The following is a 26,168-nucleotide window of genomic DNA, read 5'->3' as shown; positions in this document are numbered from 1 at the left end:
CGGTGCTCCGCCGACTCATGGCCTGCGGCAGGATGGATGCCTCCTGGTACGTACGCGTCATACACGTACGTACTGAATACAACCGCTGGAGACGCCCGGTGAGTTCCCCAGATCCACAGGTTCGCGCAGCGCGAAACCCTTCGACCCGTTCCGGGGGGCGCGGCCCCGTCGTCGCGGTCACCGGTGCCGCCTCCGGCGTCGGCGCGCTCCTCACCGAGCGCCTCGCCGCATCCGACGAGATCAAGCAGGTCCTGGCCATCGACGAGCGGCGCGGCGAGTGCGCGTCCGCGACCTGGCACATCCTTGACGTGCGCGACCCGGCGATCGCCGAGAAGCTGCGCGGCGCGGACGTCGTCGTGCACCTCGCGCTCGACCTCGACCTGGAGACCGACCCCGCCGCCCGTACGGCGTACAACGTGCGCGGCACCCAGACGGTGCTCACCGCCGCGGCCGCCGCCGGCGTCCACCGTGTCGTCCTGTGCACCTCGGCGATGGTCTACGGAGCGCTCGAGGACAACGAACTGCCGCTCTCCGAGGACGCCGAACTGCGGGCGACCGCGGAGGCCACCGGCGTCGGCGACCTCCTGGAGGTCGAGCGGCTCGCCCGTCGCGCACCGCGGGCCCACCCGGGACTCAATGTGACCGTGGTCCGCCCCGCCACCCTTGTCGGCGGCACCGACACCGCCCTGACCAGGTACTTCGAGTCGCCGCGGCTCCTCGTCGTGGCGGGATCCCGGCCCGCCTGGCAGTTCTGCCACGTCGAGGACCTGTGCAGCGCCCTCGAGTACGCCGTCCTGGAGAAGGTCGAAGGGGAACTCGCCGTCGGCTGCGACGGCTGGCTGGAGCAGGAGGAGGTCGAGGAGCTCAGCGGGATCCGCCGCATGGAACTGCCCTCGGCGGTCGCCCTGGGCGCCGCGGCCCGGCTTCACCGGATCGGGCTCACACCGTCCCCCGCCGGCGACCTCGCGTACACGATGTACCCCTGGGTGGTCAGCGTGAGCCGGCTGCACGACGCAGGATGGCGCCCCCAGTGGACCAACGAGGAGGTCCTCGCCGAACTCCTCGAAGAGGTCGCCGGACGGCACACAGTGGCGGGCCGGCGCCTCGGACGCAAGGACGCGACCGCCGCCGGAGCGGCCGGAGCCACCGTCGCCCTGCTCGGCGCGGCCGCGGTCGTGCGCCGGGCCCGCAAGGCCAGGCGCAGGATCTGACGGCCCGCCCCGGCCCGCCCCGGCCCGCCCCGGCAGGCCCCCGGACCGGCTCTCCTGTAGGAGGCTCCAACCCACTACGCGCGCGTGCCGGTGGAAAGCGCTATTCCGTGCCGGGGGCCGCGTACGGCACGATGACCTCATGGCACGCACCACGAACGACCACCCCGGAGAGCAGTCGGCGCAGGACCCCATCCGACTCATCGCGATCCGAGACACGCCCTTGTCCGTGGACGAGGTGTTCCGGGCCGTCGGGGAGGACGCGGCGGGCGGTACGGCGCTGTTCGTGGGGACGGTGCGCAATCACGACGGCGGCGCCGACGTCGACGCGCTCGGGTACTCGTGCCACCCCTCCGCCGAGGCCGAGATGCGGACCGTCGCCGAGAAGGTCGTCGCCCAGTTCCCGGTGCGCGCGCTCGCGGCCGTCCACCGGGTGGGCGATCTGGCGGTCGGCGATATCGCGGTCGTCGTCGCCGTGTCCTGCCCGCACCGCGGTGAGGCCTTCGAGGCCTGCCGGAAGCTGATCGACGACCTCAAGCACGAGGTGCCCATCTGGAAGCACCAGAAGTTCTCGGACGGCACCGAGGAGTGGGTCGGCGCCTGCTGACCTCCCGGACCCCGGCCACGACCGCCGCCTTCGCCCACTCGGGCGGTTCCGGTTGCGTAACCGCACCCCTGCAGCGAGCGTTGACGCAGCGGATGGTTAATCTGCTGATCAGTCAGTTGTAGTGGCTCATGGGGTCGGAGGTCCGGCATGGCAGCGCTCTTGTGGCTGCTGATTCCGCTTGTCGCAGGGGTCGGCGCCGGTTTGTGGGGCACTTGGGCCGCACGGAACCGCAAGACCGGCGACGTGACGGAACTCAACGGGTACGCCCGCTTCCGTGAGGCCATGGAACGGACACACACCGGGACGGAAACGGATCCCCTCGGCCCGGCTGCCGACTCGCTGCCCGGCGTCGAGTCCCGGACGGACGCCCCAGCGGTGCACTGACAGACCGGTCCCGTACTGTCGTTCCATGCCACGCCGCACCGCGACGATGCTCGCCTCGACCCTGATGCTGATCGCGCTGCTCTGCGCGGGAGTGCTCATCAAAGTTCCGTACGCGGAGATGACCCCGGGACCGACGGTCAACACGCTCGGGGACCACGACGGCGAGCCGGTGCTCCAGATCTCCGGCCGCAAGACGTACCCGACGACCGGTCACCTCAACATGACGACGGTCCGGGTCACGAGCGCCGACTACAACATGAACCTCGTCTCGGCGGTCTACGGCTGGCTCGCGCACGACAGCATCGTCGTGCCGCACGCCACGCTCTACCCCGACGGCAAGACCGAGCAGCAGTCCTCGCAGGAGAACGCCGAGGAGTTCAGCCAGTCCCAGGAGAGCGCCAAGGTCGCCGCCCTGAACGAGCTGAAGATCCCCGTGAAGTCCTGGGTGATCGTCCAGTCGGTCATCAAGGGCAGCCCCTCCGAGGGACGGCTGCACGCCGGTGACGTGATCAAGGCCGTGGACGGCGCCAAGGTCGAGAAGCCGGCCGATGTCGCGAAGCTCGTCACCAAGCACAAGCCGGGCGAGGACGTCTCCTTCACGATCGTGCCCGTCAAGGTCGCGGCTGCCGCCGAGAAGGAGGGCAAGCAGGCCACCCGCACGCGGAACGTCACGGTCACCACGGAGAAGGCCAAGGACGGCCGTGCGATCGTCGGCATCCAGGCCGGCACCGATCACACGTTCCCGTTCGCCATCGACATCAAGCTCGCCGACGTCGGCGGCCCCAGCGCCGGACTGATGTTCGCGCTCGGCATTGTCGACAAGCTGACGCCCGAGGATCTCACCGGCGGCAAGTTCGTGGCCGGTACGGGCACCATCGACGACGACGGCAAGGTCGGCCCGATCGGCGGCATCCAGATGAAGACCGTCGGCGCCCGTGGCAAGGGCGCGCGCTACTTCCTGACCCCGAAGGACAACTGCGCCGAGGCGGCCAAGGACGTCCCGGGCGGACTCACCCTCGTCAAGGTCAACACCATCGACGACGCGATGAACGCCCTCAAGGACATTCGTTCGGGCAACACCGCCGACCTGCCGAAGTGCACGGTCAAGGGGTGACACGAGGTTCATGAAAGGGGGCGCCGCACACCGTGCGGCGCCCCCTTTCATGCAGTGAGGGTGTTACTCCGCGAACGTCGCCGTGAGGGCCTCGGCCAGGCCCGGGACCAGGTCCGACCCGGTGAGGACCTCGGTGGGGGAGTCCTTCTCGCGCAGGCGCAGCGCCGACTCGCGCGCACCGTCACGCAGCACCGCGACCGTCATCCGGACCTCCTGACGGCCCGGGTGCTTCGCCACCCACTGGGCGAGCTCCGCCTCACCGAGGCCCTCGGGAACGGACGCCTCCGCGGACGGCGGCAGCATCAGACGCTCCACGGTCAGAGCGCAGCCGACCACCGGGTCGGGCCAGGCGATGGTGCCGAGGAACTCGTCGAGCGGCTTGTCGGCGGGCACCTCGTCCTGCTCGATCGGGGTGAGGGCCGCGGTCTCCTGCTCGCCGTCCAGGCCGAGCTGGGCCGCGAGGCCGGGTTCCTGGGCCCGCAGGCGGGCGGTGTCGACGAGGGCGAAGAGTCGGGCGGGCTGGTTCCAGCCGAGGCCGGAGGCGTACTCGTCGATCTCGAGTACGGCCCGGGTGAGCGGGCTGGCTGCCATGGGAGTGTTGGACATGGTCACAATCCTGCCTCGTTAGTACCCGGAACCGGGAACTGAGTAAAGCGTGAGTAAGTTGCATAGGTGATGGGTCCGCGATCACGGGGGCCTGACCGATCGATTTCGAACTTTTCGAGGTGCGCACCTTGGCTTTCCAGATGCCGGACCGCGGCGGAGGCCCGACGGGGCCACGGATGAGAGTGGGCCGACCGTCCCGGCGAGTCCGTTCCCTGCTCATGACGCTCGGCGTTCTTGCCGCGCTGGGCATGGCGTTCGTCATGTTCGCAGGGTTCTGGACCGACTGGCTCTGGTACCGATCGGTCAACTACTCGTCCGTCTTCACGACCACCCTGTGGACGAAGATCGGGCTGTTCTTCGTCTTCGGACTGCTGATGGCGATCGCCGTCGGACTGAACGTCTGGCTCGCGCACCGGCTGCGCCCCCCGCTGAGTGCCATGTCGATGGAGCAGCAGAGCCTCGACCGGTACCGCATGAGCATCGCGCCGTACAAGAAGTGGCTGCTGGTCGGCATCACGGCGCTGGTCGGGCTCATCGCGGGCGCCTCCGCCGCCACCCAATGGCGTACGTGGCTGATGTGGGTGAACGGCGTGCCGTTCCACCAGAAGGACCCCCAGTTCCACCTCGACGTGGCCTTCTACGCGTTCGACCTGCCGTGGTTCCGGTTCCTGCTCGGCTTCGGCTTCGCGGCGACGATCCTCTCCCTGATCTCGGCCGCGCTGACCCACTATCTGTACGGCGGACTGCGGATCACCAGCCCGGGCGCGCGCGCCACCGCCGCGGCCACCGGCCATCTCTCCGTGCTGCTCGGCGTGTTCGTGTCCCTCAAGGCGGTCGCGTACTGGCTCGACCGGTACGGGCTCGCGGTGAAGTCGAGCGACTTCAAGGCCACGGACAACTGGACGGGCCTGCGGTACGTCGACGCGAACGCGTATCTGCCCGCCAAGACCATCCTGTTCTGCATCGCCGCGATCTGCGCCGTGCTGTTCTTCGCGACGCTGTGGCGGCGCACCTGGCAGCTGCCCGTCATCGGCTTCGGCCTGATGGTGCTCTCCGCGATCCTGATCGGCGGCCTGTACCCGGCCATCGTCCAGAAGTTCCAGGTGCAGCCGAACGAGCAGTCCAAGGAAGCCCCGTACATCGAGAAGAACATCGAGGCGACCCGTAAGGCGTACGGGATCGCCGGGGTGTCTCCGGTGGACTACACCGGCAAGGGGACGGTCAAGGACTCCAAGAAGCAGCGCACGGACGCCGACTCGGCGGCCAGCTACCGGGTCAACGATCCGAACGTGGTCTCGCCGACGTTCCAGCAGCTGGAGCAGGAGCGGAAGTACTACCAGTTCCCGAAGACCCTCGACGTCGACCGTTACAAGGGCCAGGACACCGTCATCGGCCTGCGCGAGCTCAACCTCGCGGGCGTCGAGAAGCGGAACTGGATCAACGACCACTTCACCTACACGCACGGCTTCGGAGCGGTCGCGGCCAAGGGCACGCAGACCGACCCGGACTCCCCGGGCGCACCCCTGTTCACCGAGTCGGGCCTGCCCGCCGGCGGCACCCTGGGCTCGTACCAGCAGCGGATCTACTACGGCGAGAAGACCCGTCAGTACTCGATCGTCGGCGGGCCCCAGAAGGAGCTCGACTACGAGCAGGACGACGGCACCCAGAAGACCACGAGCTACAGCGGCAAGGGCGGCGTCGGACTCTCCAACCCGATCACCCGCGCCGCGTACGCGGTGTCCTTCAGTGAGCCGCAGATCCTGTACTCGGGAGCCATCGGCGACGGCTCGAAGATCCTTTACAACCGCACGCCCAAGGAGCGCGTCGAGGCGGTCGCCCCCTGGCTGACCATCGACGGCGACGCGTACCCGGCGGTCGTCAAGGGCAGGATCCAGTGGGTCGTCGACGCGTACACGACGTCGAACGGATACCCGTACGCGTCTCGTACGACGCTCGGTGACACGACGGCCGACTCGCTCAACGAGGGCGACAACCAGCGCGCGGTGGTGGCCCAGCAGAACCAGGTCAACTACATCCGCAACTCGGTGAAGGCCACCGTCGACGCCTACGACGGCACGGTGAAGCTGTACACGTGGGACGACAAGGACCCGGTCCTCAAGACCTGGAAGAAGGCGTTCCCGGGCACGGTCGAGCCCAAGAGCGCGATCCCGCAGGCGCTCAAGGACCATCTGCGGTACCCGCAGGACATGTTCAAGGTGCAGCGCGAGCTGCTGTCCCTGTACCACGTCACGGACTCCGACCAGTTCTACAACGCGTCCGACGCGTGGCAGGTCCCGAACGACCCGACGAAGAAGGACAACAGCGCGGTCCCGCCGTACTACCTGTCCATGAAGATGCCGGGCCAGAGCGACCAGCAGTTCTCGCTGACAACGACGTTCACCCCGAGCGGGCGTCCCAACCTGCGCGCGTTCATGGCGGTCGACGCCGATGCCACGAGCAAGGACTACGGCACGATAAGACTGCTGCGGGTCACCGAGGACAAGGTCTACGGCCCGGAACAGGTGCAGAACAAGCTCAACTCCCTGTCGTCCGTGGCGAACTTCGTCCGCGACATGAAGGGCGCCGACTCGACGGTCCTGTACGGCAATCTGCTGACGGTGCCACTCGACAAGGGCTTCCTCTACGTCGAGCCGATCTACGCACAGGGGCGCAACGCGGAGTATCCGCTGCTGCGTAAGGTCGCGGTCTCGTACGGCGACAGAACCGGATTCGCCGACAACCTCGGGGACGCGCTGAACCAGGCGTTCGGCGTGGACGGCGCACAGCCGGCCGAGCCGGAGAAGCCCGGTGGCGACACCACGAAGCCACCGGAGAACTCCACCGTCAAGGAAGCCCTCGCGGACGCCGAGAAGGCCTTCGAGGACGGCCAGGCCGCCATGAAGAAGGGCGACCTGCACGCCTACGCCGACGCGCAGGACAAGCTGGAGGAGGCCCTCCAGCGTGCCGAGAAGGCACAGTCCGCGGCCGACAAGGCGGCCGGCGACGGCAAGAGCGCCGACAAGTCCAGCGACAAGAGCGCTGATCAGAGCACCGACAAGAACAAGAGCACGGACACCAGCAAGGACAGTGGGGGCTCGAGCAGCTGAGCGAAGACCCACCTCGCGCCGTGGTACGGTTTGAACACAACGGCGCGGGGTGGAGCAGCTCGGTAGCTCGCTGGGCTCATAACCCAGAGGTCGCAGGTTCAAATCCTGTCCCCGCTACTGAAGACGAAGGCCCGGATCCTGATCTTTCAGGATCCGGGCCTTCGTCGTGTGCGCGGGAACCGTCCGTACGTGCGAAGCGTGCCTCTCCCGGGGGTAGTTGAGGTTTTTGTGTTTCACTTATCTCTCTGTGGGCAAGTCGACAAAACGCTGTAGTGACCTCACTGGCTGCGGTATACCAGGTGTACCCAGGTTGCGGGTGGTGCGACGATGGACGTTATGGGGGACAAGGCAACTCTGTTGGAGACAGGGCGGTTTGTGCAGCCGGCCGACCGGGAGGAACCCGGGGCGGCCGCCGAGGAAGCACGCCATCGGCCCGCCGCCGAGTCCGGCGACGTCGAGGCGATGAGTGTCCTCGGAGCCATGCTGCTGCGCCGCGGTGACCTCGACGGAGCCGAGCCCCAGCTGCGCGCTGCGACCGCCGCGGGCGACCGCGCCGCCGCCAACAACCTCGGTGTCCTGCTGCACCAGCGCGGATACGCGGACGAGGCCGCCGGCTGGTGGCGCATCGCCGCCGTCGCCGGATCCGCCCCCGCCGCGCACGCGCTCGGCCGCCACCACCGCGAGCGCGGCGACGAGCCCGCCGCCGAGTACTGGCTGCGGCAGTCCGCCGAACAGGGTCACGCCCTCGGCGCGTACGCGCTCGCCGACCTCCTCGAACACCGCAGCGATGTCGGCGCCGAGCGCTGGATGCGCGCCGCCGCCGAGCACGGCCACCGCGAGGCCGCCTACCGGCTCGCCCGCACCCTCGACCGGCGCGCCGCACAGTCGCGCCCCGAGGGAGCGCTCCGTGGTGCGCCCGCGCCCGCCGACGACAGTGACGCCCCCGGCGACGCGACCGCGACCGGCGCCCGCAGGAAGCTGCCCGCGGCCGCGGAGGCCGAGCAGTGGTACCGGCAGGCCGCCGCGCGCGGACACCGCCGGGCCGCCCTGCACCTCGGCGCGATCCTGGAGAAGCGCGGCGAGCTCAAGGAGGCCGGCCGCTGGTACCTGAACTCCGCGAAGGACGGCGAGCCCCGCGCCGCCTGCGCCCTCGGCTTCCTGCTGCGCGACGCAGGTGACGAGGAGAGCGCCGGGGTCTGGTGGCTGCGCGCCGCCCAGGAGGGCGACGGCAACGCGGCCAACGCGCTCGGCGCCCTGCACGCCCAGCGCGGCGAGACCCAGACCGCCGAGCGCTGGTACCGCGCCGCCATGGACGCGGGCGACATCAACGGCGCGTACAACCTCGGCCTGCTCTGCGCCGAGCAGGGCCGCACCGCGCAGGCCGACCAGTGGTACCGGCGTGCCGCGTACGCGGGCCACCGCGAGGCGGCGAACGCGCTGGCCGTGCTGCTTCTCCAGGGCGGCGACGCGGCGGGCGCCGAACCGTGGTTCTCCAAGGCCGCCGAGGCGGGCAGCGTGGACGCCGCCTTCAACCTCGGCATCCTGTACGCCGGCCGGGACGACGAGGGCGCCGCCCTCCAGTGGTACGAGCGGGCCGCGGCGGGCGGGCACACCGAGGCCGCGCTCCAGGCCGGGATCGCGCGGCTGCGGGACGGCGACGAGCGGGACGCCGAGCGGCATCTGCGGTGCGCCGCCGGCGGGGGCAGCGCGGAGGGCGCGTACCGCCTGGCCACGGTCCTCGACGCGCGGCAGCCCCCGGTCGGGCCGCCCGCGCTCGGCGAGTGCGTCAGTGAGCGCGCCGAGTGCGAGGAGTGGTACGAGCGGGCCGCCGAGCAGGGGCACCGGCGCGCGCAGGTGCGCGTCGGGATGCTGGCCGCGGCGCGGGGTGACATCGTCTGCGCGGCGCGCTGGTACCGCGAGGCCGCGGAGGCGGGCTCGCGCAACGGTGCGTTCAACCTCGGGCTGTTGCTCGCCCGCGAGGGGAGTGAGCCGGAGGCCGCGCTGTGGTGGACGCGCGCGGCCGACGCCGGGCACGGGCGTGCGGCGCTGCGGCTCGCGCTGCTGTGCGCGCGCCGCGGCGACCTCGTCGAGGGGCAGCGGTGGGCGCACCGGGCCGTGGAGCTCGGTCCGGCCGAGGTGTCCGAGCGGGCCGGGCGGCTGCGGGACGCACTGCGGTCGGAGCTGTCCGCGTAGCGCAGCGGCGGAGGCATATCGGGGTGCGGCGGGGCCGAGGCGGGCCCCGCCGCGCCCTGTTTCTCCGCCCCTTTTCCGTCTCTTTTCGTCCGCGCAGGCCAGGCGCCGGAAGGGATTTGCGCTGGTCGGGGGCGTTCGCGTAGAGTCGTGTTTACCGACGCGGGGTGGAGCAGCTCGGTAGCTCGCTGGGCTCATAACCCAGAGGTCGCAGGTTCAAATCCTGTCCCCGCTACTGAAGGCCTGAGGCCCGGAACCATTGGTTCCGGGCCTCAGCTCTGTTTCGGGCCTGGTGAGCCCGGCGTCACGGCTTGTGTCCCACGGCCTCCCCGTACAGCGCCCGGTCCACGACCTCGTCCTCCGGAAGCGGGTCCCCCTTGGAGACGCCCGCCGCGCGGTACGCGGCCTGGAGCCGGTCCGTCGTGCCCGCCCTGATCTCCCAGTCCATCCGCAGCGACGGCGTCGACTCCAGTACGGCCTTGTCGGTCTTCAGGAGCCCGGCGAGGTCGGTGACGAACGCCGGGTCCTTCTTGTAGTCGCCCGCGAAGTACGTGTTGACCGTGCGGATGTACGCGCGCAGCAACGCGACCCCGGCGTCCGGGTCCTCCTTGAGGAGCTTCGGGCCGAACAGGAGACCGCCGAGGGGTTCGCCGAGCGGCTGGCCGCCCAGGAACGCGTACCGCTTGTCGCCGTCGACCTTGCGCCACACCGGGTCGAGCAGCCACGCCGAGTCGACCCCGCCGTTCTGGAGCGCGGTCAGGACGTCGGCCGAGCCGAGCTGCTGGAACTGGATCTTGTCGAGGCCGCCGCCGTGCTTCTTCAGCGCCTTGTCCATGGGGTACGAGATGACCGAGCCCTTGCCGATCATCGTGCCGAGCCTGCGTCCCGCCATCGGTACGTGGTCCGGGCTCTGCCCCTTCTTCAGGCGCACCCACATACCGCTCTTGGACTTCGGGTCCGGGGAGAAGTTCCCGGCGACCCACTTGATGTCGAAGCCGCCGCTGATGCCGTTCATCACCGCGGCCTCGGGCGCCGCCCACTGCGCGTCGATGTCCCCCTTGGCCAGCAGCGGGAGCGCGTCCGGGGTCGGCAGGACCTTCAGAGTGACGTCGAGACCCTCCTTCTCGAACTCGCCCTTCTGCACGGCCAGTTCGAGCGGGGCCACGTACTCGGCGCTCAGGGTGCCGGTCGCGATGGTGAGCTTGCGGGTCTTGGTGAGCTTCACCGGGGCCGGGGTGCCCTTGTCGCAGCGGGCGCGTGCGCGGTCGGCGGCCAGGTCCGACGGATCGGTCCAGCCGGTCTTCCCGCAGCCCGCCACCGCCTTGACCGTGCGGGGCTTCGCGGCCGTGTCCGGCGAGGAGTTGCTGTTGCCGCCGCAGCCGGCCGAGGCGAGCAGGGTGCCGGTCGCGAGCAGGGTCGTACAGACGAGTCTGGTGCGCATGGATTCTCCGTACGGGAAGGGGCGGTGGAGGTCAGGACTGGCCGCGGCCGCGGTCGCGCGGCGCCCACGGAGTGAGCAGCCGGCCCGCGATGCGCACCAGTTCGGAGAAGACGACGCCGAGCACGGCGACACAGACGATGCCGACGAACATCACGTCGTTCTGGAAGAGGGCGCGGGCGTCGAAGATCAGGTGGCCGAGACCGTTCGTGGCCGCGATCTGCTCGGAGGCGACGATCACGAGGACCGCCACGCCCGCGGCGATGCGGGCGCCGACCAGGACCGCGGGCAGTGACGCGGGAAGCAGGACGTGCCGGAACATCTGCCACGGCGAGGCGCCGAAGACCTGGCCGGCGTCCCGGTGGCCGGAGGGGACGGCGAGGACCGCCGCCATCGTGGAGATCCAGACGAAGAAGAAGACGGTGGTGGCGACCAGCGCGATCTGCGGGCCCTCGCCCAGGCCGAACATGTTCAGGAAGACCGGCAGCAGGGCCAGCTTCGGGACGACGTAGAGCGCGTCCAGCATCGGTTCGAGGGCGGCGCGGACGACGGAGAGCGAGCCCATCAGGAGGCCGAGGGCGTACCCGGTGACGGTGCCGATCGCGTATCCGGCGAGTACGCGTTTGAGGGTGGCCCACACGTCCGGCCACAGGTCGCCGTCCGCGGCGCGGTGCCAGCCGTCGACGAGGATCGTGGACGGCGCCGGGTAGACGCGGTCGTCGATCCACGCCTGGGTGGCGGCGAGCTGCCACAGCAGGACCAGGGCGAGAGGGACGGCGACGGCGAGCGAGAGTTCGAGGGCGCGGCGCCTGCGGTGGGTGCGGGCGGGGTGCAGCTCCTGTGGGCCCGGCCGTCTGACCAGGAGCGTCGTGTCTTCCTTCGGGGCGGTCGTCGTCATGCCGGGACCACCTCGTCGCGCCGAACCTCGCCCCGCAGCAGATCCCACAACTCGCCCTTCAGGGCGTTGAATTCGGGCGTCGAGCGGATGTCACCGGTGCGCGGCCGGGCGAACGGCGGGCGGCGCTCGGCGATGATGCGGCCCGGCCGGGCCGACATCACGAGGACGCGGTCGCCCAGCAGGATGGCCTCTTCCAGGCTGTGGGTGATGAAGAGGGTGGTGGTGCGGGTGGTCTGGGTGAGGTCGAGGAGCTCGTCCTGGAGGATCGTGCGCAGCTGGGCGTCGAGGGCCGCGAACGGCTCGTCCATGAGGAGGATCTCGGGCTCCACGGCGAGCGCGCGGGCGATGGCGACGCGCTGGCGCATGCCGCCGGACAGCGCGGACGGATAGGCGTCCGCGAAGTCGGCGAGGCCCATGCGGGTGAGCCAGTCGGTGGCGCGGGCGTCGGCCTCCCGGCGGGGGACCTTCTGGATGTCGAGGCCGAAGCGGACGTTGGCCAGGACCGTCTTCCAGTCGTAGATCCCGTAGTCCTGGAAGATCATCGCGGCCGGTCGGGCGCTGTCGGTACGGATGGCCAGCTCACCGGCGGTCGGGCGCAGCAGGCCGGCGGCGATGCGCAGGAGGGTGGACTTCCCGCAGCCGGAGGGGCCGACCACGCAGGTGAACTCGCCGGGGGCGATGGTGAGGTCGAGGGGGCCGAGGGCCGCCACCGTGCGGTGGCCTCGGCCGAAGGACCGGGTGAGTGTGCGGGCCTGGAGTTTGGGGTGCGGATCTCCCACGGTTTCCCTCCCGGGGTGCGGTGGAGGTGGGCGCCGCCGACGATATGACGGGTCGTCAGATTGGGGAAGGGGGCGGGTTGTTGAGATACGTACCAAAGGGGTGCGCCGGGTGCGCGGGACGGGCAGACGAAGAGGGCCCGCACCGTTCGGTGCGGGCCCTCTTCGGAGGATTCGTGTGCGCTACGCCGCCGCGCAGTTCGGGCAGACGCCCCGGTACGTCACCTCGACGTCCGAGACCGTGAAGCCGAACCGCTCGGAGTCGGGGAGGTCGGTGAGGGGGTTGCCGCTCGGGTGGACGTCCCGGATCGCGCCGCACCGGGCGCAGACCAGGTGCTGGTGCGGGCGGTGCGCGTTCGGGTCGTAGCGCTTGGCGCGCTTGTCCGTGGCGACCTCGATGACCTCGCCGAGGGAGACCATCTCGCCGAGTGTGTTGTAGACGGTCGCCCGGGAGATCTCGGGGAGCTTGGCGACGGCGCGCGCGTGCACCTCATCGGCCGTCAGATGTACATGGTCCCCGTCGAGGACCTCGGCCACGACGCGCCGCTGCGCGGTCATACGCCAGCCGCGTCCGCGCAGTCGTTCCAACAGGTCACTCATGAGGGCCAGCCTAACAGGCGAGGGGACCAGGTCCCGAACGGGTGTGACTTTGGAAGCACACTTGACTTAGACATTGTCCATTGTAGGATCAGAAACGGCTTTGGCCAAGGGACAGGACTTGCAGCAGATGAGGGCGCGGCAACAGCCGCTCCAGTGGAGCCGGTGCTTGCACCGGGGCAGGAGGCGTACGTGACGTCGCAGGGACCGCTCACCACGGAGGCCGGCGCGCCGGTCGCCGACAACCAGAACAGCGAGACCGCGGGCGTCGGCGGGCCTGTCCTGGTCCAGGACCAGGCGCTGCTCGAGAAGCTCGCGCACTTCAACCGCGAGCGCATCCCGGAGCGCATCGTGCACGCCCGCGGCGCGGGTGCGTACGGCACGTTCACGCTGACCCGGGACGTCTCGCAGTGGACGCGGGCCAAGTTCCTCTCCGAGACCGGCAAGCAGACCGAGACGTTCCTGCGGTTCTCCACCGTCGCCGGCAGCCTCGGCTCCGCGGACGCCGTGCGCGACCCCCGCGGCTTCGCGCTGAAGTTCTACACCGAGGAGGGGAACTACGACCTCGTCGGCAACAACACCCCGGTGTTCTTCATCAAGGACGCCATCAAGTTCCCCGACTTCATCCACACGCAGAAACGCGACCCGTACACGGGTTCGCAGGAGGCCGACAACGTGTGGGACTTCTGGGGCCTGAGCCCCGAGTCGACGCACCAGGTCACCTGGCTCTTCGGCGACCGCGGCATCCCGGCGACGCTGCGCCACATGAACGGGTACGGCTCGCACACGTACCAGTGGAACAACGAGGCCGGCGAGGTCTTCTGGGTCAAGTACCACTTCAAGACCGACCAGGGGATCAAGAACCTCAGCCCCGACGAGGCCGCGAAGCTCGCCGGTGAGGACCCGGACTCGCACCAGCGCGACCTGCGGGAGGCCATCGAGCGCGGCGAGTTCCCGTCCTGGACCGTGCAGGTGCAGATCATGCCCGCGGCCGACGCGGCGGCGTACCGCTTCAACCCGTTCGACCTCACCAAGGTGTGGCCGCACGAGGACTACCCGCCGATCGAGATCGGCAAGCTGGAGCTCAACCGCAACCCGGAGAACATCTTCGCCGAGGTCGAGCAGTCCATCTTCAGCCCCGCGCACTTCGTGCCGGGCATCGGCCCCTCGCCCGACAAGATGCTCCAGGGCCGCCTCTTCGCGTACGGCGACGCGCACCGCTACCGCGTCGGCATCAACGCCGACCACCTGCCGGTGAATCGCCCGCACGCCACCGAGGCGCGCACCAACTCCCGTGACGGCTACCTGTACGACGGCCGCCACAAGGGCGGGAAGAACTACGAGCCGAACTCCTTCGGCGGCCCGTTCCAGACGGACCGGCCGCTGTGGGTGCCGACTCCGGTCACCGGCGGCACCGGCAACCACGAGGCTCCCTCGCACGCCGAGGACGACGACTTCGTGCAGGCGGGCAACCTCTACCGCCTGATGTCCGAGGACGAGAAGGCCCGTCTGATCGAGAACCTCGCGGGCAACATCGCGGGCGTCTCCCGTGACGACATCGCCGAGCGCGCGATCGGCAACTTCCGTCAGGCGGACGGTGACTTCGGCAAGCGCCTCGAGGCCGCGGTCCAGGCCCTTCGCGGCTGACCGGGACGCTTGACGCAGGCAGAGGGCCGGCTCCCTTCGGGGGCCGGCCCTCTTGTGCGCCTGACGCGAGGTCCTAGCTCACCAGTGTCGTCGACCGGCGCCGGGCCGAGGCCCAGCAGCGGATGATGTCGCGGACCGACACGATGCCGACCGGCTCCTGGTCGTCGAGCACGATGAGATGCCGGAAGCCGCCGTGGGCCATGGCCTCGGCGGCCTCCTGGAGCGTCCACGCCGGGGCGGCGAAGACGACGTCGGTCGTCGTGTGGGTGCCGGCGATCTCGTGGTCCGGGTTCTGGCCGAGGCCGATCGAGTTGAGGATGTCGCGCTCGGTCAGAATGCCGATTCCGCACGTGTCGGGGTCGAGGACGACCGCCGCACCGACGCGGCGCTCGGACATCAGTCGGGCCGACCTGCGCAGCGTGTGGGCGGGGCCGATGGTGAGGACCATCGTGCTCATGGCGTCGCGGACGAGCATGGGCGTGAGCCACCTCCTTGGTGAATCCGCGGCCTCCGGGATGCCGAAGGATTGCCTCCGGTCCCGACCTGGAGAACGGATTCACAAGTTCACAAGTGGGGGGACTCTCAGAGTCGCAGCCGTTCGGGCCGTCAACAAGGGGGCGCGGAAGGTCCGTTGCGCCGCTACGGTGCTTCCGCACGCCGTAGCGGCGGGACGCTCACGTCTGCAGGTAGCTCAGCAGCTCGCCGTGGAGCAGGCCGTTCGACGCCGCCGCGTTGCCGCTGTGCGGGCCGTGACGCCCGTCGAGGCCGGTGAAAACGCCGCCCGCCTCCGTCACGATGATCGCGTTCGCCGCCATGTCCCACAGGGAGAGCTCCGGCTCCGCCGCCATGTCGACCGAGCCCTCGGCGACCATCATGTACGGCCAGAAGTCGCCGTAACCGCGCGTGCGCCACACCGCGCGCGTGAGGTCGAGGAAGCCGTCGAGCCGGCCCTGCTCCTCCCAGCCGCTCAGCGAGGAGTAGGCGAAGGACGCGTCCGCGAGGCGTCCGACCTTCGAGACGTGCAGGCGCGAGGCCGACGTCAGGCTGCGGCCCGTGTAGGCGCCCGCGCCCTTCGCCGCCCACCAGCGGCGGCCGAGCGCCGGCGCGGAGACGACGCCGACCACCGGCTGGTAGCCGCCCTCGCCCGCCTCCATCAGCGAGATGAGCGTCGCCCAGACCGGCACGCCGCGTACATAGTTCTTGGTGCCGTCGATCGGGTCGATGACCCAGCGGCGCGGGCCCGTGCCCTCGATCCCGTACTCCTCGCCGAGGATCGCGTCCCGCGGCCGTGCCCGCTTGAGCTGACCGCGGATGAGCTCTTCCGCGGCCTTGTCGGCCTCGCTCACCGGCGTCATGTCCGGCTTGGTCTCGACCTTCAGGTCGAGGGCCTTGAACCGGTCCATGGTCGCCGCGTCGGCGGCGTCCGCGAGGACGTGGGCGAGACGCAGATCATCGTGATAGTCGGGCATGGGTGAACAGTATCGATCGAGGTCGGTCCGGGGCCACAGGGCGCCGGGCCCGGTGGCTCGCGAGGGCTATTGACAGGGCACACGGGCGCGTCAACCCTGGCGGTTGAGCCGTTACGGCGTGGGGAGGCGACGATGCCCACAGCGCGGGAGTCCTTGCTCGACGCGGCCGGTGCGGCTCTGGCCGGGCGCCCCTGGTCCCTGGTGCGGATGATCGACGTGGCGGCCGTCGCCGGGGTGTCCCGGCAGACCCTCTACAACGAGTTCGGCACCAAGGACGGGCTCGCGCGCGCCCTGGTCCGGCGCGAGGCCGACGCCTATCTGGCGGGCGTCGACCGGGCCCTGCGGGAGGCCGGGATCGAGGCCGTCGCCGAGTGGACCGTCACCGCGGCCGGCTCCAGCGCACTCGTACGGGCCGTGCTCACCGGCTGCTGGGGCGGGCGCTTGCCCGCCCCGTTGCCCGGCGGGGTGCCCTCGTCGTCCACCGTGCCCGCACAGCGGCGGGCCGACGGGCCGCTCCCCGGTCCCGGCGACCTGGTGAGGCTGGTCCGCGAGCGGGCCGCGGCCGCGCTCCGTTCGGCGGGGCGGCCGAGGGCGGAGGCGGACCGGCTGGCCCGCGACTGCGAACTGGCCGTCCGGCTCGCCCTGTCCTGTCTGCTCGCCCCCGCCGGCGAGGCCGGCGTCACGCGCCTCGTGCGGGACGCGCTGACGCATCACCGGCAACGAGCAGGGTGAACGGCCCGCCGGAGAAGCCGTGTTGAGGTCGCGCGGCCTCGCGAGCGCCGCCCACTGTCAGTTCAGTGCGCCGATCCCGACAGCTGAAGCCCGATCACACCGACGATCACGAACGAGATCGAGACGAGTTTGAGGGTGGAGACCAGGTCGTCGAGGAAGACCATGCCGTAGATCGCGGTGCCCGCGGCGCCGATGCCCGTCCACACCGCGTACGCGGGACCCACGTCGAGCTTGCGCAGGGCGAGCGTGAGGAGGCCGAAGCTGCCGAGGGCGAAGCACGAGAACGCGATCGTCGGCCAGAGCCGGGTGAAGCCGTGCGAGAGCTTCAGGCAGACCGCGAAGCCGGTCTCGAGAATCCCCGCCACGATGACCAGCAGCCACGCCATGTGCTTGCCTCCAGCATCTTCGACTTCCGTGACCGCTTCGTACGGTTTCGATCTTGCGTCCGGCTTGGTGCGATTATGCACTTACCGTCGCGGGGCGGTCGCAAACAACGCTGAGGTCAGTCGCCCTCGCGCCGCTCCCTCGTGGCGAGCAGCCGCCGCAGTGAATACAGACGCGCGGGATCGGCGTGTCCCTGAGTGACCCACTCGTCGAGCGCGCAGTCCGGCTCGTCGTGGCTGCACGCGCGCGGACAGTTCTCCGTGCCCGGCTCCAGGTCGGGGAAGGCGTGGATGACGCGGGACGGGTCGACGTAGTGCAGACCGAAGGAGCGCACGCCCGGGGTGTCGACCACCCAGCCGTTGTCGTCGGGCAGCGGAAGCGCGAGCGCGGACGTCGTGGTGTGCCGGCCGCGGCCCGTGACCGCGTTGACATGGCCCGTCGTACGCCGGCTGCCCTTCGGCACCAGCGCGTTCACCAGCGTCGTCTTGCCCACACCGGAGTGGCCGACGAACACGGTGATCTTGCCGTCGAGCTGCTCGCGCACCCGCGACACCGCGGCCCCGCTCTCCAGCTCGTCCCGGCTGGTGACGACATAGGGGACGCCCAACGCCCCGTACATCTCCAGGAGTTTGTCCGGCGGGTCGAGGTCCGACTTGGTCAGCACGAGGAGCGGGTCGAGGCCGCTGTCGTACGCGGCGACGAGGCAGCGGTCGATCATGCGCGGGCGCGGCTCGGGGTCCGCGAGGGCGGTGACGATGGCGAGCTGGTCGGCGTTGGCGACGACCACGCGCTCGTACGGGTCGTCGTCGTCGGCCGTGCGGCGCAGGACGGAGGTGCGCTCCCCGATGCGGACGATGCGCGCGAGGGTGTCCTTCTTGCCGGACAGATCCCCGACGACGGAGACCTGGTCGCCGACCACGGCCGCCTTGCGGCCCAGCTCGCGGGCCTTCATCGCGGTGACCGGGATGTCGTCGATGAGGACGGTGAGCCGGCCCCGGTCCACGGTCAGGACCATGCCGTCGGCGGCGTCCTCGTGCTTCGGGCGGATGTTCGTGCGCGGGCGGTTGCCCTTGCGGTTGGGGCGGACGCGGATGTCGTCCTCGTCGGGGTTCTTGCCGTAGCGGCGCATGATCTCGATCCGCCCGTCAGTTCCCCAGCATCCCGGCCCACAGGTCGGGGAAGTCGGGCAGGGTCTTGGCGGTCGTCCCCACGTTCTCGATCTCCACGCCCGGCACGGCGAGGCCGATGATCGCGCCCGCGGTGGCCATGCGGTGGTCGTCGTACGTGTGGAAGATCCCGCCGTGCAGGCGGCGCGGCCGGATGTGCAGGCCGTCGGCGGTCTCGGTGACGTCGCCGCCGAGCTCGTTGATCTCCTTGGTGAGCGCGGCCAGGCGGTCCGTCTCGTGCAGACGCAGGTGCGCCACGCCCCGCAGTGTGGAGGGGGAGTCGGCGAGCGCCGCGACGGCCGCGATGCCGGGCGTCAGCTCCCCGACCTCGCTCAGGTCCACGTCGATGCCGTGGACGGAGCCGGAACCGGTGAACTCAAGTCCCTGCTCGGTCAGTTCGCAGGAGCCGCCCATCAGGGTGAAGATCTCGCGCAGCCGGTCGCCGGGCTGCGTCGTGCGCTCCGGCCAGTCGGGGACGATGACCTTGCCGCCGGTGACGAGGGCCGCGGCCAGGAACGGCTGGGCGTTCGACAGGTCGGGCTCCACCGTCAGATCGCGGCCGAGCAGGGCGCCCGACGTGACCCGCCAGACGTTCGGCTCGCCGCCGGACTCAGGGGTGTCGACCTGGGCGCCGACCGTGCGCAGCATGTCGACGGTCATCCGGATGTGCGGCATCGAGGGCAGCGGGCCGCCGACGTGGCGCACCTCCACCCCCTGGTTGAAGCGCGGCGCGGACAGCAGGAGGGCGCTGACGAACTGCGACGAGGAGGACGCGTCGATCTCGACCCGGCCGCCGTCGAGGGCGCCGCCGCCGTGCACGGTCATCGGGAGCGAGCCGCGGCTGTCGTCGTCGATCCGGGCGCCGAGCACGCGCAGCGCGTCGATCACGCCGTTCAGCGGCCGCTCGTACGAACGGGGGTCGCCGTCGAAGCGCACCGGGCCGTCGGCGAGCGCCGCGACCGGGGGCAGGAAGCGCATCACCGTACCGGCGTTGCCCACGTCGACCGTGGCCGGGCCGCGCAGCCCCGAGGGGATCACGCGCCAGGCCTCGCCGGAACCGTCCGGGCCCACGCCCTCCTCGATGCCGACGCCCATGGCGCGCAGGGCGGCCGCCATCAGGAGCGTGTCGCGCGAGCGCAGCGGGCGGCGCAGCCAGCCCGGCTCGGCGGCGAGCGCGGCCAGGACGAGCGCGCGGTTGGTGACCGACTTCGACCCCGGCACATGGACCGTCGCGAAGACGGGGCCGCTCGCGTGCGGGGCGGGCCAGAGAGAGGTGTGCGCGGGGATTTCGGTCATGCCTTTACTTTAGTGGGCTCAGGCGATCGGGCCGGATCACGAGCCCCCACCCGGGGGTCACAGTCCGAGCAGCCAGCGGCCCCCGCCGAGCAGCGAGCACAGTGAGACGGCGTGGAAGAAGAACAGCCACATCCCGGCCGGCACGTGCGTGAGCCGCGACAGCTGGTCCGCGTCCGAGTCACCGGCCCCGCCCCGCCTGCGCTTGCTCTGCAGCTCGAACGCGGGCCGTACGCCGCCCAGGAGCAGGAACCACACGACGACGTACGCGAAGGCGGCCTGCACCTGCGGTCCCGCAAGCCAGGACACGAGCACGAAGGTGCCGCCGGTCAGGATCACGGTCAGCGCGCCGTACGCGTTCCTGATCATCACGAGCAGCGCCACGAGCAGGGCCGTGGCCAGCCACAGGAGGGCCGTGATGTGTCCCGCGGCGAGCAGTGCGGCGCCGCCGAGACCGAGGAGCGGGGGAGCGGTGTATCCCGCGGCCGCTGTCAGGATCATGCCGAGGCCCGACGGCTTGCCGCGGCTGACGGTGAGGCCGCTGGTGTCTGAGTGCAGCCTGATGCCGTCGAGGCGGCGCCCGCTGACGAGGGCCACGACGCCGTGCCCGCCCTCGTGGGCGATGGTGATCGCGTTGCGGGAGAGGCGCCATATGTTGTGCGGGACGACCGCGGCGAGTGCGAGTGCCGCTGTGGCGAACACCACCCACTGGTCGGGGTCGGACTGACTGCCGAAGACCCGGTCCCACAGGTCGGCGGCGCCGGTACTCGCGGTGACGTACATGGTTGGGGAGGCTCCCTCTGGCGGGCCAGTATCTGGCACTGTGGCACGTATGTGCGGACGGTATGCATCGAGTCGTAGGCCCGAGGATCTCGCAGGAATCTTTGAGATCGAGAAGTGGGAGCCCGAGGAGACCCTCGCGCCCGACTTCAACGTGGCCCCGACCAAGGAGGTCTACGCGGTACTCGACCGCCCTGTGAAGGACGCCGCCGACCCGAATCCGGTTCGCCAGCTGCGCACTCTCAAGTGGGGCCTCGTGCCGTCGTGGTCGAAGACCCCCGAGGGAGGTGCCCGGATGATCAACGCCCGCGCCGAGACGGTGTCCGAGAAGCCCTCGTACCGCCGCGCCTTCTCGAGCCGCCGCTGCATCCTGCCCGCCGACGGCTACTACGAGTGGGTCACCGGGGTCGGCGAGCGTGACCTGGAGGTCGAGGGCAAGAAGAAGCGGCCGCGCAAACAGCCCTACTTCGTCACGCCCGCCGACGGCTCCGTCTTCGCGATGGCGGGCCTGTACGAGTTCTGGCGCGACCGCACCCTGCCCGACGAGCACCCCCTCGCCTGGTGGGTGACCTGCACCGTCATCACCACCGAGGCGGAGACCGCGCCGCTCGCCGTCGCGCCCGGCGAGGGGCCCCGCTCGCTCTTCGACATCCACCCCCGGATGCCGCTCATGCTCACGCCGGACCGGTGGGACGCCTGGCTCGACCCGGCCCGCACCGACGTCGACGACCTGAAGTCCCTGCTCGCGCCGCCGCCGGAGGGCCTGATGCGGGCGTACCCCGTGTCGACGTCGGTCAGCAACGTGCGCAACAACGGCCCGGAGCTGCTCAAGGAGCTGGAGGGGCCCGAGGAGGGCACACTCTTCTGACGTGACCAAGAACACGACCGCGAACGCCGCCGAGCCCACCGTCAGGACCGAGACCGTCGGGACCGGCGCCGGCGAAGCGCGCGTCACCTGGCATCCGGCCCCCGCGAAGGAGGCCCGGCTCGTCCTGGCCCTCAGCCATGGCGCCGGTGGCGGCATCGAGGCGCGTGACCTGAAGGCCCTCGCCGCCGAGCTGCCCGCCCGCGGTGTGACCGTCGCCCTCGTCGAGCAGCCGTGGCGGGTGGCGGGCAAGAAGGTGGCATCCGCACCGAAGACCCTGGACGTCGGCTGGCGCGGGGTGTGGTCCGCGCTGGAGAAGCCGGGGCTGCCGGTCGTCTCGGGCGGGCGCAGTGCGGGTGCGCGCGTGGCGTGCCGCACGGCGCAGGAGCTCGGCGCGGCCGCGGTCCTCGCCCTGAGCTTCCCGCTCCACCCGCCGGGCCGCCCCGAGAAGTCCCGCGCCGGCGAACTGCTCGGCGCCGGGGTCCCCACCCTCGTCGTCCAGGGCGGCAACGACCCCTTCGGGAAGCCCGCCGAATTCCCCGGTTCCACCGCGTACGAACTCGTCGAAATCCCTTACGGGGACCATGGGTTCGCGGTGCCGAAGCGGGCGGACATCGGCCAGGACGAGGCCCTCGCGCTCATCGTGGACGCCGTCGTGAAGTGGGCCGGATCACTCGCGTGACCCCCGGGAATGTTGGGGCCCGGACGTCTGTTGTGCGGAACAGACGGTATGAGAGTGCTGTCGAAGACTTGCGAGAAGTCACGAGCTGTCACGAGTTGTCACGAGTGCTGACGAGAGGAAGTCCGCCGCATGGGTTCGACCATCTGCCCGAGCCGCAGCAGCGCCGCTGACCTGGAGTGGAGCGTGCTGCACGCGGCGAAGACCGACCCCATTCGGACGGCGGGCGGACACGATCGCCAGGCCGCTCCGACCGAGGGTCGTCTATTCTCCGATTCGAGTGGGGTCTCCTTCGGCTCCGCCACGTCGTTGGAGGAGGTGGGTCCGGTCACTGGCACCGACGCAGGGACCGAACACGGGCAGGCGGAAGAGCCCGAGGAGACCGCCGCGGAGCGCAGTCTGCGCTTCGAGCGTGACGCGCTCACGTTCCTCGACCAGATGTACTCGGCCGCGCTGCGCATGACGCGCAATCCGGCCGACGCCGAGGACCTGGTGCAGGAGACCTACGCGAAGGCGTACGCGTCGTTCCACCAGTTCCGCGAGGGCACGAACCTCAAGGCGTGGCTGTACCGCATCCTCACGAACACCTTCATCAACTCGTACCGCAAGAAGCAGCGCGAGCCCCAGCGCAGTGCCGCCGAGGAGATCGAGGACTGGCAGCTGGCGCGTGCCGAGTCGCACATGTCGACCGGCCTGCGGTCCGCCGAGTCGCAGGCGCTCGACCACCTGCCCGACTCGGACGTGAAGTCGGCGCTCCAGGCGATCCCCGAGGAGTTCCGGATCGCGGTCTATCTCGCCGACGTAGAGGGCTTTGCGTACAAGGAGATCGCGGACATCATGGGGACACCCATCGGGACGGTGATGTCCCGGCTCCACCGGGGCCGTCGCCAGCTGCGCGGCATGCTCGAGGACTACGCCCGCGACCGCGGACTGGTCCCGGCCGGCGCCGGAGAGTCGAACGAAGCGAAAGGCTCGGGCTCATGAGCTGCGGAGAGCCGCACGAGACGGATTGCAGTGAAGTCCTCGACCATCTCTACGAGTTCCTCGATCACGAGATGCCGGACAGCGACTGCACGAAGTTCGAGACGCACTTCGAGGAGTGCAGTCCGTGCCTGGAGAAGTACGGCCTCGAGCAGGCCGTGAAGAAACTGGTCAAGCGGTGCTGCGGCCAGGACGACGTACCGAGCGACCTGCGGTCGAAGGTCATGGGCCGCATCGATCTGATCCGGTCGGGGCAGGCCGTGCCCGACCAGGACGTGACGGCGTCGGCTCCCAAGCTGCGGGAAGCCTGAGACCGAGGCCGAGCGGTGATGAGCGGGACGTGACGGCGCTACGTCACGTCCCGCCGCCGTTCCCCGCCCCCGTCACCCGAATGTGCTAATCCGCCGTCGGGCGGCCCGGGGAATCCTCGCGATGCCGCCCGCGCGCCCCACCCACCGCCCTATCCTCCGGAACCTGAAGCGGGATCACGGGGAGGGGGTCGGTATGCGCACGGTTCCGCCAGTGGCCCTCGGCTATGTCCTGTGCGCGGCCGGCGGCGCCCTCGCGTGTCTGGCACCCGTCGCGGGTGCGGCCACACCGTGGCCCGCCGTCGGACTCCTCGCCGTCCTCTACACGGGATGCGAACGCGCGGGCCAGTGCCGCGTGATCGGGCGGCGCGTCCCCAAGGGCATGGGCACTTTCTTCCCCGTCCTGCTCGCCGGAGCGTTCCTCCTGCCGCCCGCGGCGGCCGCACTCGTCGCCGTGCCCGGAGCGCTCGTCGCGAGGACGGACCGGCGCCCGGCCGGCCTGCGCCGCGTCTGGCGCGCCGCCCAGCTCGCCCTCGCCACCTGGGCCGCCGCCGGCGTCCACGGAGCGCTCGGCGGCACCGCGGCCGTGTCCGCGCCGCACTTCCCGTACGCGCTCGTGCCCGCCGGAGCGGCCGTCCTGGTCTTCTGCGCCGCCTTCGCCCTGCTCGACGGCGGCATCCTCGCCACCGCCGAACGCGTCCCGCTGCGCGCCGCCTGGCGCGGCCTCTTCCCGCGCGCCCTCGGGCCCGTCGCCGTGCACGGCCTCGCGGGCCTCATGATGGCCGTCCTGTGGCGCAGCCCGTACGGCCCGTTCGCCGCGCTCCTCGTGCTGCTGCCGATGTACATCTCCTGCTGGGTGTTCGCCCAGTACCACCGCGAGCGCGCCGCCCACCAGGAGACGATCCGGGCCCTCGTGCAGGCCGTCGACATCAAGGACGGATACACGCGCGGCCACAGCGAGCGGGTCGGCCAGGCGTCGATGATGATCGCCCGCGAACTCGGCATGGCGGACGAGCGCGCCGAGGTCCTGCGATTCGCCGGGATCCTGCACGACGTCGGCAAACTCGGCGTACCGACCCGCCTGTTGCGCAAGGACGGCCCGCTGACCCCCGAGGAGCGGCGCATCATCGAACTGCATCCCGAGTACGGGCACGAGATGGTGCGCGGGATCGGGTTCCTGGGGGAGGCGCGGGCGGCGATCCTGCATCACCACGAGCGGATGGACGGCAGCGGGTACCCCTATGGGCTCACGGGGGCGCAGATCCCGGAGTTCGCGCGAGTGGTGGCGGTGGCGGACGCGTTCGACGCGATGACGTCCACCCGGTCCTACTCGCGGGCCCGGCCCGTCGACGTCGCCCTCGCCGAGCTGTCCCGGTGCGCGGGCGCGCAGTTCGACCCGCAGATGGTCGGGGCGCTGGTGCGGGCGCTCGGACGGCACGGATGGAACCCCGCCGTGACCGCGGACGAGGCCGCCGCACAGGTGCCCTGGCCCCGCGTGGCGCGGCGGGCGGCCCCGCGGTGACATGGACGCGGTCCCCGGGTCCGGGAAGCGGCCGGGCGCGCACCACGGTCGCGGCCGTCCAGGGCCTCGCTGTCGTGCTCACCGCCGTCTCCCTCGGTTCCACCGTGTGGAACGGCGTCGAGGAGCCCGGGACGGCGCTCGCCTTCGGCGTGCTCATCGCCGTCGGAGAACTCGCCCGCTGGGGGGCACCCGGAGGGGACCGGGAGCCCGCGCCTCTGGGGTCCGCCGGCGCGCTCGCGTACGCACTCCTCGGGGAGACGGCGGGACAGGCGACGCATCACGGAGCGCTCCAGGTCGTCGCCGTCTGCGTCGCGGCCGCGCTCGTCGGCTCCGTACCGCACCTCGCGCTCGGGCACGGCCCGTCCGCCGACCACATGGCGCGGCGAGTCCTGACCGTCGCCTTCGCCGCCGTCTGCTTCCAACCCCTTTACAACCAGGGCAGGTTAGGCGCCTGGCTCGGTGACGGCGCGGCCTACGCGCTGCTGCTCGTCGGGCTGCTCGTCCTGACCGCGCTGTGCGACGCCGTCCTCGCCGCGGCCCTGGCCCACGCCCGTACCGGCTGGCCGTTCGGGCCGCTGCTCAGGGACGAGCTGCGGGCCATGATCGGCATCGGCTCCGCGGTGGGCGCCACCGGCGCCGTCATCGCCCTCGCCGTGGCCGTCGCCGGACTGTGGGCGCTGCCCGTCTTCTGCCTGCCCCTTCTCCTGACCCAGCTCGCGTTCCGCCGGTACGCCGCGGTGCGGACCACGTACCGGCAGACGATCACCTCGCTGGCCCGCGCCACCGAGATCGCCGGGTACACACCCCAGGGCCACGCCCTGCGCGTGGCGGCGCTCAGCCGCGCCGTGGGCCGTGAGCTGGGACTCTCCGAGCCCGACCTCACGGTCCTGGAGTACGCGGCCCTCATGCACGACATCGGGCAGCTGTCCCTCGTCGACCCGGTGGCCGACGGCGCCACCGCCGCCCTGCCCGCCCAGGAGCAGCGCCGCATCGCGCTGCTCGGCGGGGCCGTCGTGCGCCAGACGGGCGTGGACGCGGAGGTGGCCGTCGTCGTCGAGCGCCAGGCCGATCCCTACCGTGAGCAGCCCCTCACCGCGCGCATCGTCCGTACCGCCAACGCATACGACGAGATGGCCCGGGGAGAAGGCCCCCAGGGCCCCCTCACCGCCCTGGAGCGGCTGCGCCTGGCCACGGGGCGCGACTACCAGCCCGATGTGGTGGAATCCCTGGCCAGGGTCGTGTCGAGGGGCGGGGTGACCCTGCCCCCGGCTGGGTAACCCATGGGTAATGAGCGGCTGTCCGGCCGCACGTGGTTGGATGCGAAGAAGAGGATGTCCGGGGGCCCCGGCCCCGGCCGTGCTCCTTGGGGGAAGGCCCCCCGAGGGCACTGTCCCCCGGACCGACAGGCGGGAATGCA

25 protein-coding genes and 2 tRNA genes are annotated in these 26,168 nt (G+C 71.0%); 16 read left to right on the top strand and 11 right to left on the bottom strand.

All coding sequences use genetic code 11. The features are described from left to right. Positions 1 to 98 precede the first annotated feature (98 nt). The 4 genes from OG758_RS20025 (at position 99) to OG758_RS20010 (ending at position 3,313) form a co-directional block, all read left to right on the top strand. The gene (locus OG758_RS20025) at positions 99 to 1,211 is read left to right on the top strand and encodes an SDR family oxidoreductase (protein WP_326711275.1); all 1,113 of its coding nucleotides are present in this window, start codon (positions 99 to 101) and stop codon (positions 1,209 to 1,211) included. Between the two features lie 139 nt (positions 1,212 to 1,350). Beyond that, a complete protein-coding gene (locus OG758_RS20020; protein WP_116510215.1) occupies positions 1,351 to 1,815 on the top strand; it encodes a molybdenum cofactor biosynthesis protein MoaE in 465 nt (154 codons plus the stop codon). Positions 1,816 to 1,962: 147 nt separating this feature from the next. Then, a complete protein-coding gene (locus OG758_RS20015; RefSeq protein ID WP_326711274.1) occupies positions 1,963 to 2,199 on the top strand; it encodes a hypothetical protein in 237 nt (78 codons plus the stop codon). Between the two features lie 25 nt (positions 2,200 to 2,224). Beyond that, complete coding sequence (locus OG758_RS20010; RefSeq protein WP_326711273.1) at positions 2,225 to 3,313, top strand: YlbL family protein; 1,089 nt, start codon at positions 2,225 to 2,227, stop codon at positions 3,311 to 3,313. Positions 3,314 to 3,376: 63 nt separating this feature from the next. Here OG758_RS20010 and OG758_RS20005 read toward each other — a convergent pair whose 3' ends face one another. Then, on the bottom strand, positions 3,377 to 3,919 hold the full coding sequence (locus OG758_RS20005) for a PPA1309 family protein (protein WP_326711272.1): 543 nt from the start codon (positions 3,917 to 3,919) through the stop codon (positions 3,377 to 3,379). A gap of 140 nt (positions 3,920 to 4,059) precedes the next feature. On the opposite strand from OG758_RS20005, the gene OG758_RS20000 reads away from it, so the two are divergent. The 4 genes from OG758_RS20000 (at position 4,060) to OG758_RS19985 (ending at position 9,451) form a co-directional block, all read left to right on the top strand. Then, entirely contained in the window at positions 4,060 to 7,026 is a 2,967-nt protein-coding gene (locus tag OG758_RS20000) for a UPF0182 family membrane protein (protein ID WP_326715966.1), read from the top strand. Between the two features lie 43 nt (positions 7,027 to 7,069). Then, positions 7,070 to 7,143, top strand: a tRNA-Met gene (locus tag OG758_RS19995). A 210-nt stretch (positions 7,144 to 7,353) separates the two neighbouring features. Next, positions 7,354 to 9,219 (top strand): tetratricopeptide repeat protein, encoded by a 1,866-nt coding sequence (locus tag OG758_RS19990; RefSeq protein ID WP_326711271.1) that lies wholly within the window; start codon positions 7,354 to 7,356, stop codon positions 9,217 to 9,219. A 158-nt stretch (positions 9,220 to 9,377) separates the two neighbouring features. Continuing rightward, positions 9,378 to 9,451, top strand: a tRNA-Met gene (locus OG758_RS19985). 69 nt (positions 9,452 to 9,520) lie between these two features. Here the strand turns inward: OG758_RS19985 and OG758_RS19980 are convergent. The 4 genes from OG758_RS19980 to OG758_RS19965 form a co-directional block, all read right to left on the bottom strand. Beyond that, complete coding sequence (locus tag OG758_RS19980) at positions 9,521 to 10,657, bottom strand: ABC transporter substrate-binding protein (RefSeq protein WP_326711270.1); 1,137 nt, start codon at positions 10,655 to 10,657, stop codon at positions 9,521 to 9,523. Positions 10,658 to 10,688: 31 nt separating this feature from the next. Beyond that, positions 10,689 to 11,552: an ABC transporter permease gene (locus OG758_RS19975; protein WP_326711269.1), complete on the bottom strand. Its 864-nt coding sequence runs from the start codon at positions 11,550 to 11,552 to the stop codon at positions 10,689 to 10,691. Then, positions 11,549 to 12,331, bottom strand: a complete 783-nt coding sequence (locus OG758_RS19970; RefSeq protein ID WP_326711268.1) for an ABC transporter ATP-binding protein — start codon at positions 12,329 to 12,331, stop codon at positions 11,549 to 11,551. The genes OG758_RS19975 and OG758_RS19970 overlap by 4 nt, the downstream gene beginning before the upstream one ends. A 180-nt stretch (positions 12,332 to 12,511) precedes the next feature. Beyond that, positions 12,512 to 12,928: a Fur family transcriptional regulator gene (locus tag OG758_RS19965; protein WP_326711267.1), complete on the bottom strand. Its 417-nt coding sequence runs from the start codon at positions 12,926 to 12,928 to the stop codon at positions 12,512 to 12,514. Between the two features lie 162 nt (positions 12,929 to 13,090). Here OG758_RS19965 and OG758_RS19960 point away from each other — a divergent pair, with 162 nt between their 5' ends. Further along, complete coding sequence (locus OG758_RS19960; protein ID WP_326711266.1) at positions 13,091 to 14,572, top strand: catalase; 1,482 nt, start codon at positions 13,091 to 13,093, stop codon at positions 14,570 to 14,572. Between the two features lie 73 nt (positions 14,573 to 14,645). Here OG758_RS19960 and OG758_RS19955 read toward each other — a convergent pair whose 3' ends face one another. Both OG758_RS19955 and hisN read right to left on the bottom strand, forming a co-directional pair. Further along, complete coding sequence (locus tag OG758_RS19955; protein ID WP_326711265.1) at positions 14,646 to 15,047, bottom strand: CBS domain-containing protein; 402 nt, start codon at positions 15,045 to 15,047, stop codon at positions 14,646 to 14,648. 199 nt (positions 15,048 to 15,246) lie between these two features. After that, entirely contained in the window at positions 15,247 to 16,041 is a 795-nt protein-coding gene (gene hisN / locus OG758_RS19950) for a histidinol-phosphatase (protein WP_326711264.1), read from the bottom strand. A 132-nt stretch (positions 16,042 to 16,173) separates the two neighbouring features. Here hisN and OG758_RS19945 point away from each other — a divergent pair, with 132 nt between their 5' ends. Continuing rightward, on the top strand, positions 16,174 to 16,773 hold the full coding sequence (locus OG758_RS19945; protein ID WP_326711263.1) for a TetR/AcrR family transcriptional regulator: 600 nt from the start codon (positions 16,174 to 16,176) through the stop codon (positions 16,771 to 16,773). 62 nt (positions 16,774 to 16,835) lie between these two features. Here the strand turns inward: OG758_RS19945 and OG758_RS19940 are convergent, their stop codons facing one another. The 4 genes from OG758_RS19940 to OG758_RS19925 all read right to left on the bottom strand — a co-directional run bounded on the left by OG758_RS19940 (position 16,836) and on the right by OG758_RS19925 (position 20,399). Next, positions 16,836 to 17,159 (bottom strand): DMT family transporter, encoded by a 324-nt coding sequence (locus OG758_RS19940; RefSeq protein WP_100595965.1) that lies wholly within the window; start codon positions 17,157 to 17,159, stop codon positions 16,836 to 16,838. 116 nt (positions 17,160 to 17,275) lie between these two features. After that, positions 17,276 to 18,286: a ribosome small subunit-dependent GTPase A gene (rsgA, locus tag OG758_RS19935; RefSeq protein ID WP_326711262.1), complete on the bottom strand. Its 1,011-nt coding sequence runs from the start codon at positions 18,284 to 18,286 to the stop codon at positions 17,276 to 17,278. Positions 18,287 to 18,302: 16 nt separating this feature from the next. Beyond that, positions 18,303 to 19,619, bottom strand: coding sequence for a 3-phosphoshikimate 1-carboxyvinyltransferase (aroA, locus tag OG758_RS19930; protein WP_326711261.1), 1,317 nt, complete (start codon positions 19,617 to 19,619; stop codon positions 18,303 to 18,305). Positions 19,620 to 19,676: 57 nt separating this feature from the next. Continuing rightward, entirely contained in the window at positions 19,677 to 20,399 is a 723-nt protein-coding gene (locus OG758_RS19925; protein ID WP_326711260.1) for a M50 family metallopeptidase, read from the bottom strand. Between the two features lie 49 nt (positions 20,400 to 20,448). On the opposite strand from OG758_RS19925, the gene OG758_RS19920 reads away from it, so the two are divergent. From OG758_RS19920 to OG758_RS19895, 6 genes are all read left to right on the top strand, one after another. Next, the gene (locus OG758_RS19920; protein ID WP_326711259.1) at positions 20,449 to 21,264 is read left to right on the top strand and encodes an SOS response-associated peptidase; all 816 of its coding nucleotides are present in this window, start codon (positions 20,449 to 20,451) and stop codon (positions 21,262 to 21,264) included. A gap of 1 nt (position 21,265) precedes the next feature. After that, on the top strand, positions 21,266 to 21,943 hold the full coding sequence (locus OG758_RS19915) for an alpha/beta hydrolase family protein (RefSeq protein ID WP_326711258.1): 678 nt from the start codon (positions 21,266 to 21,268) through the stop codon (positions 21,941 to 21,943). Between the two features lie 315 nt (positions 21,944 to 22,258). Further along, positions 22,259 to 22,924, top strand: coding sequence for an RNA polymerase sigma factor SigR (sigR, locus tag OG758_RS19910; protein WP_199841903.1), 666 nt, complete (start codon positions 22,259 to 22,261; stop codon positions 22,922 to 22,924). Further along, positions 22,921 to 23,232 carry a mycothiol system anti-sigma-R factor gene (gene rsrA, locus OG758_RS19905; protein WP_116510175.1) on the top strand — a complete coding sequence of 104 codons (312 nt, stop codon included), beginning with the start codon at positions 22,921 to 22,923 and terminating at the stop codon, positions 23,230 to 23,232. Before sigR ends, rsrA begins: the two co-directional genes overlap by 4 nt. A 193-nt stretch (positions 23,233 to 23,425) precedes the next feature. Then, on the top strand, positions 23,426 to 24,751 hold the full coding sequence (locus OG758_RS19900; RefSeq protein WP_326711257.1) for an HD-GYP domain-containing protein: 1,326 nt from the start codon (positions 23,426 to 23,428) through the stop codon (positions 24,749 to 24,751). Then, positions 24,670 to 26,028, top strand: a complete 1,359-nt coding sequence (locus tag OG758_RS19895) for an HD-GYP domain-containing protein (protein WP_382060845.1) — start codon at positions 24,670 to 24,672, stop codon at positions 26,026 to 26,028. Before OG758_RS19900 ends, OG758_RS19895 begins: the two co-directional genes overlap by 82 nt. The last annotated feature ends 140 nt before the right edge of the window (positions 26,029 to 26,168 follow it).

Source organism: Streptomyces sp. NBC_01474 (assembly GCF_035918215.1).
Lineage (GTDB): Bacteria > Actinomycetota > Actinomycetes > Streptomycetales > Streptomycetaceae > Streptomyces > Streptomyces aureus.
Note: the sequence above shows the minus strand (reverse complement) of the source record. Positions and strands in the feature narration are given on the sequence as shown.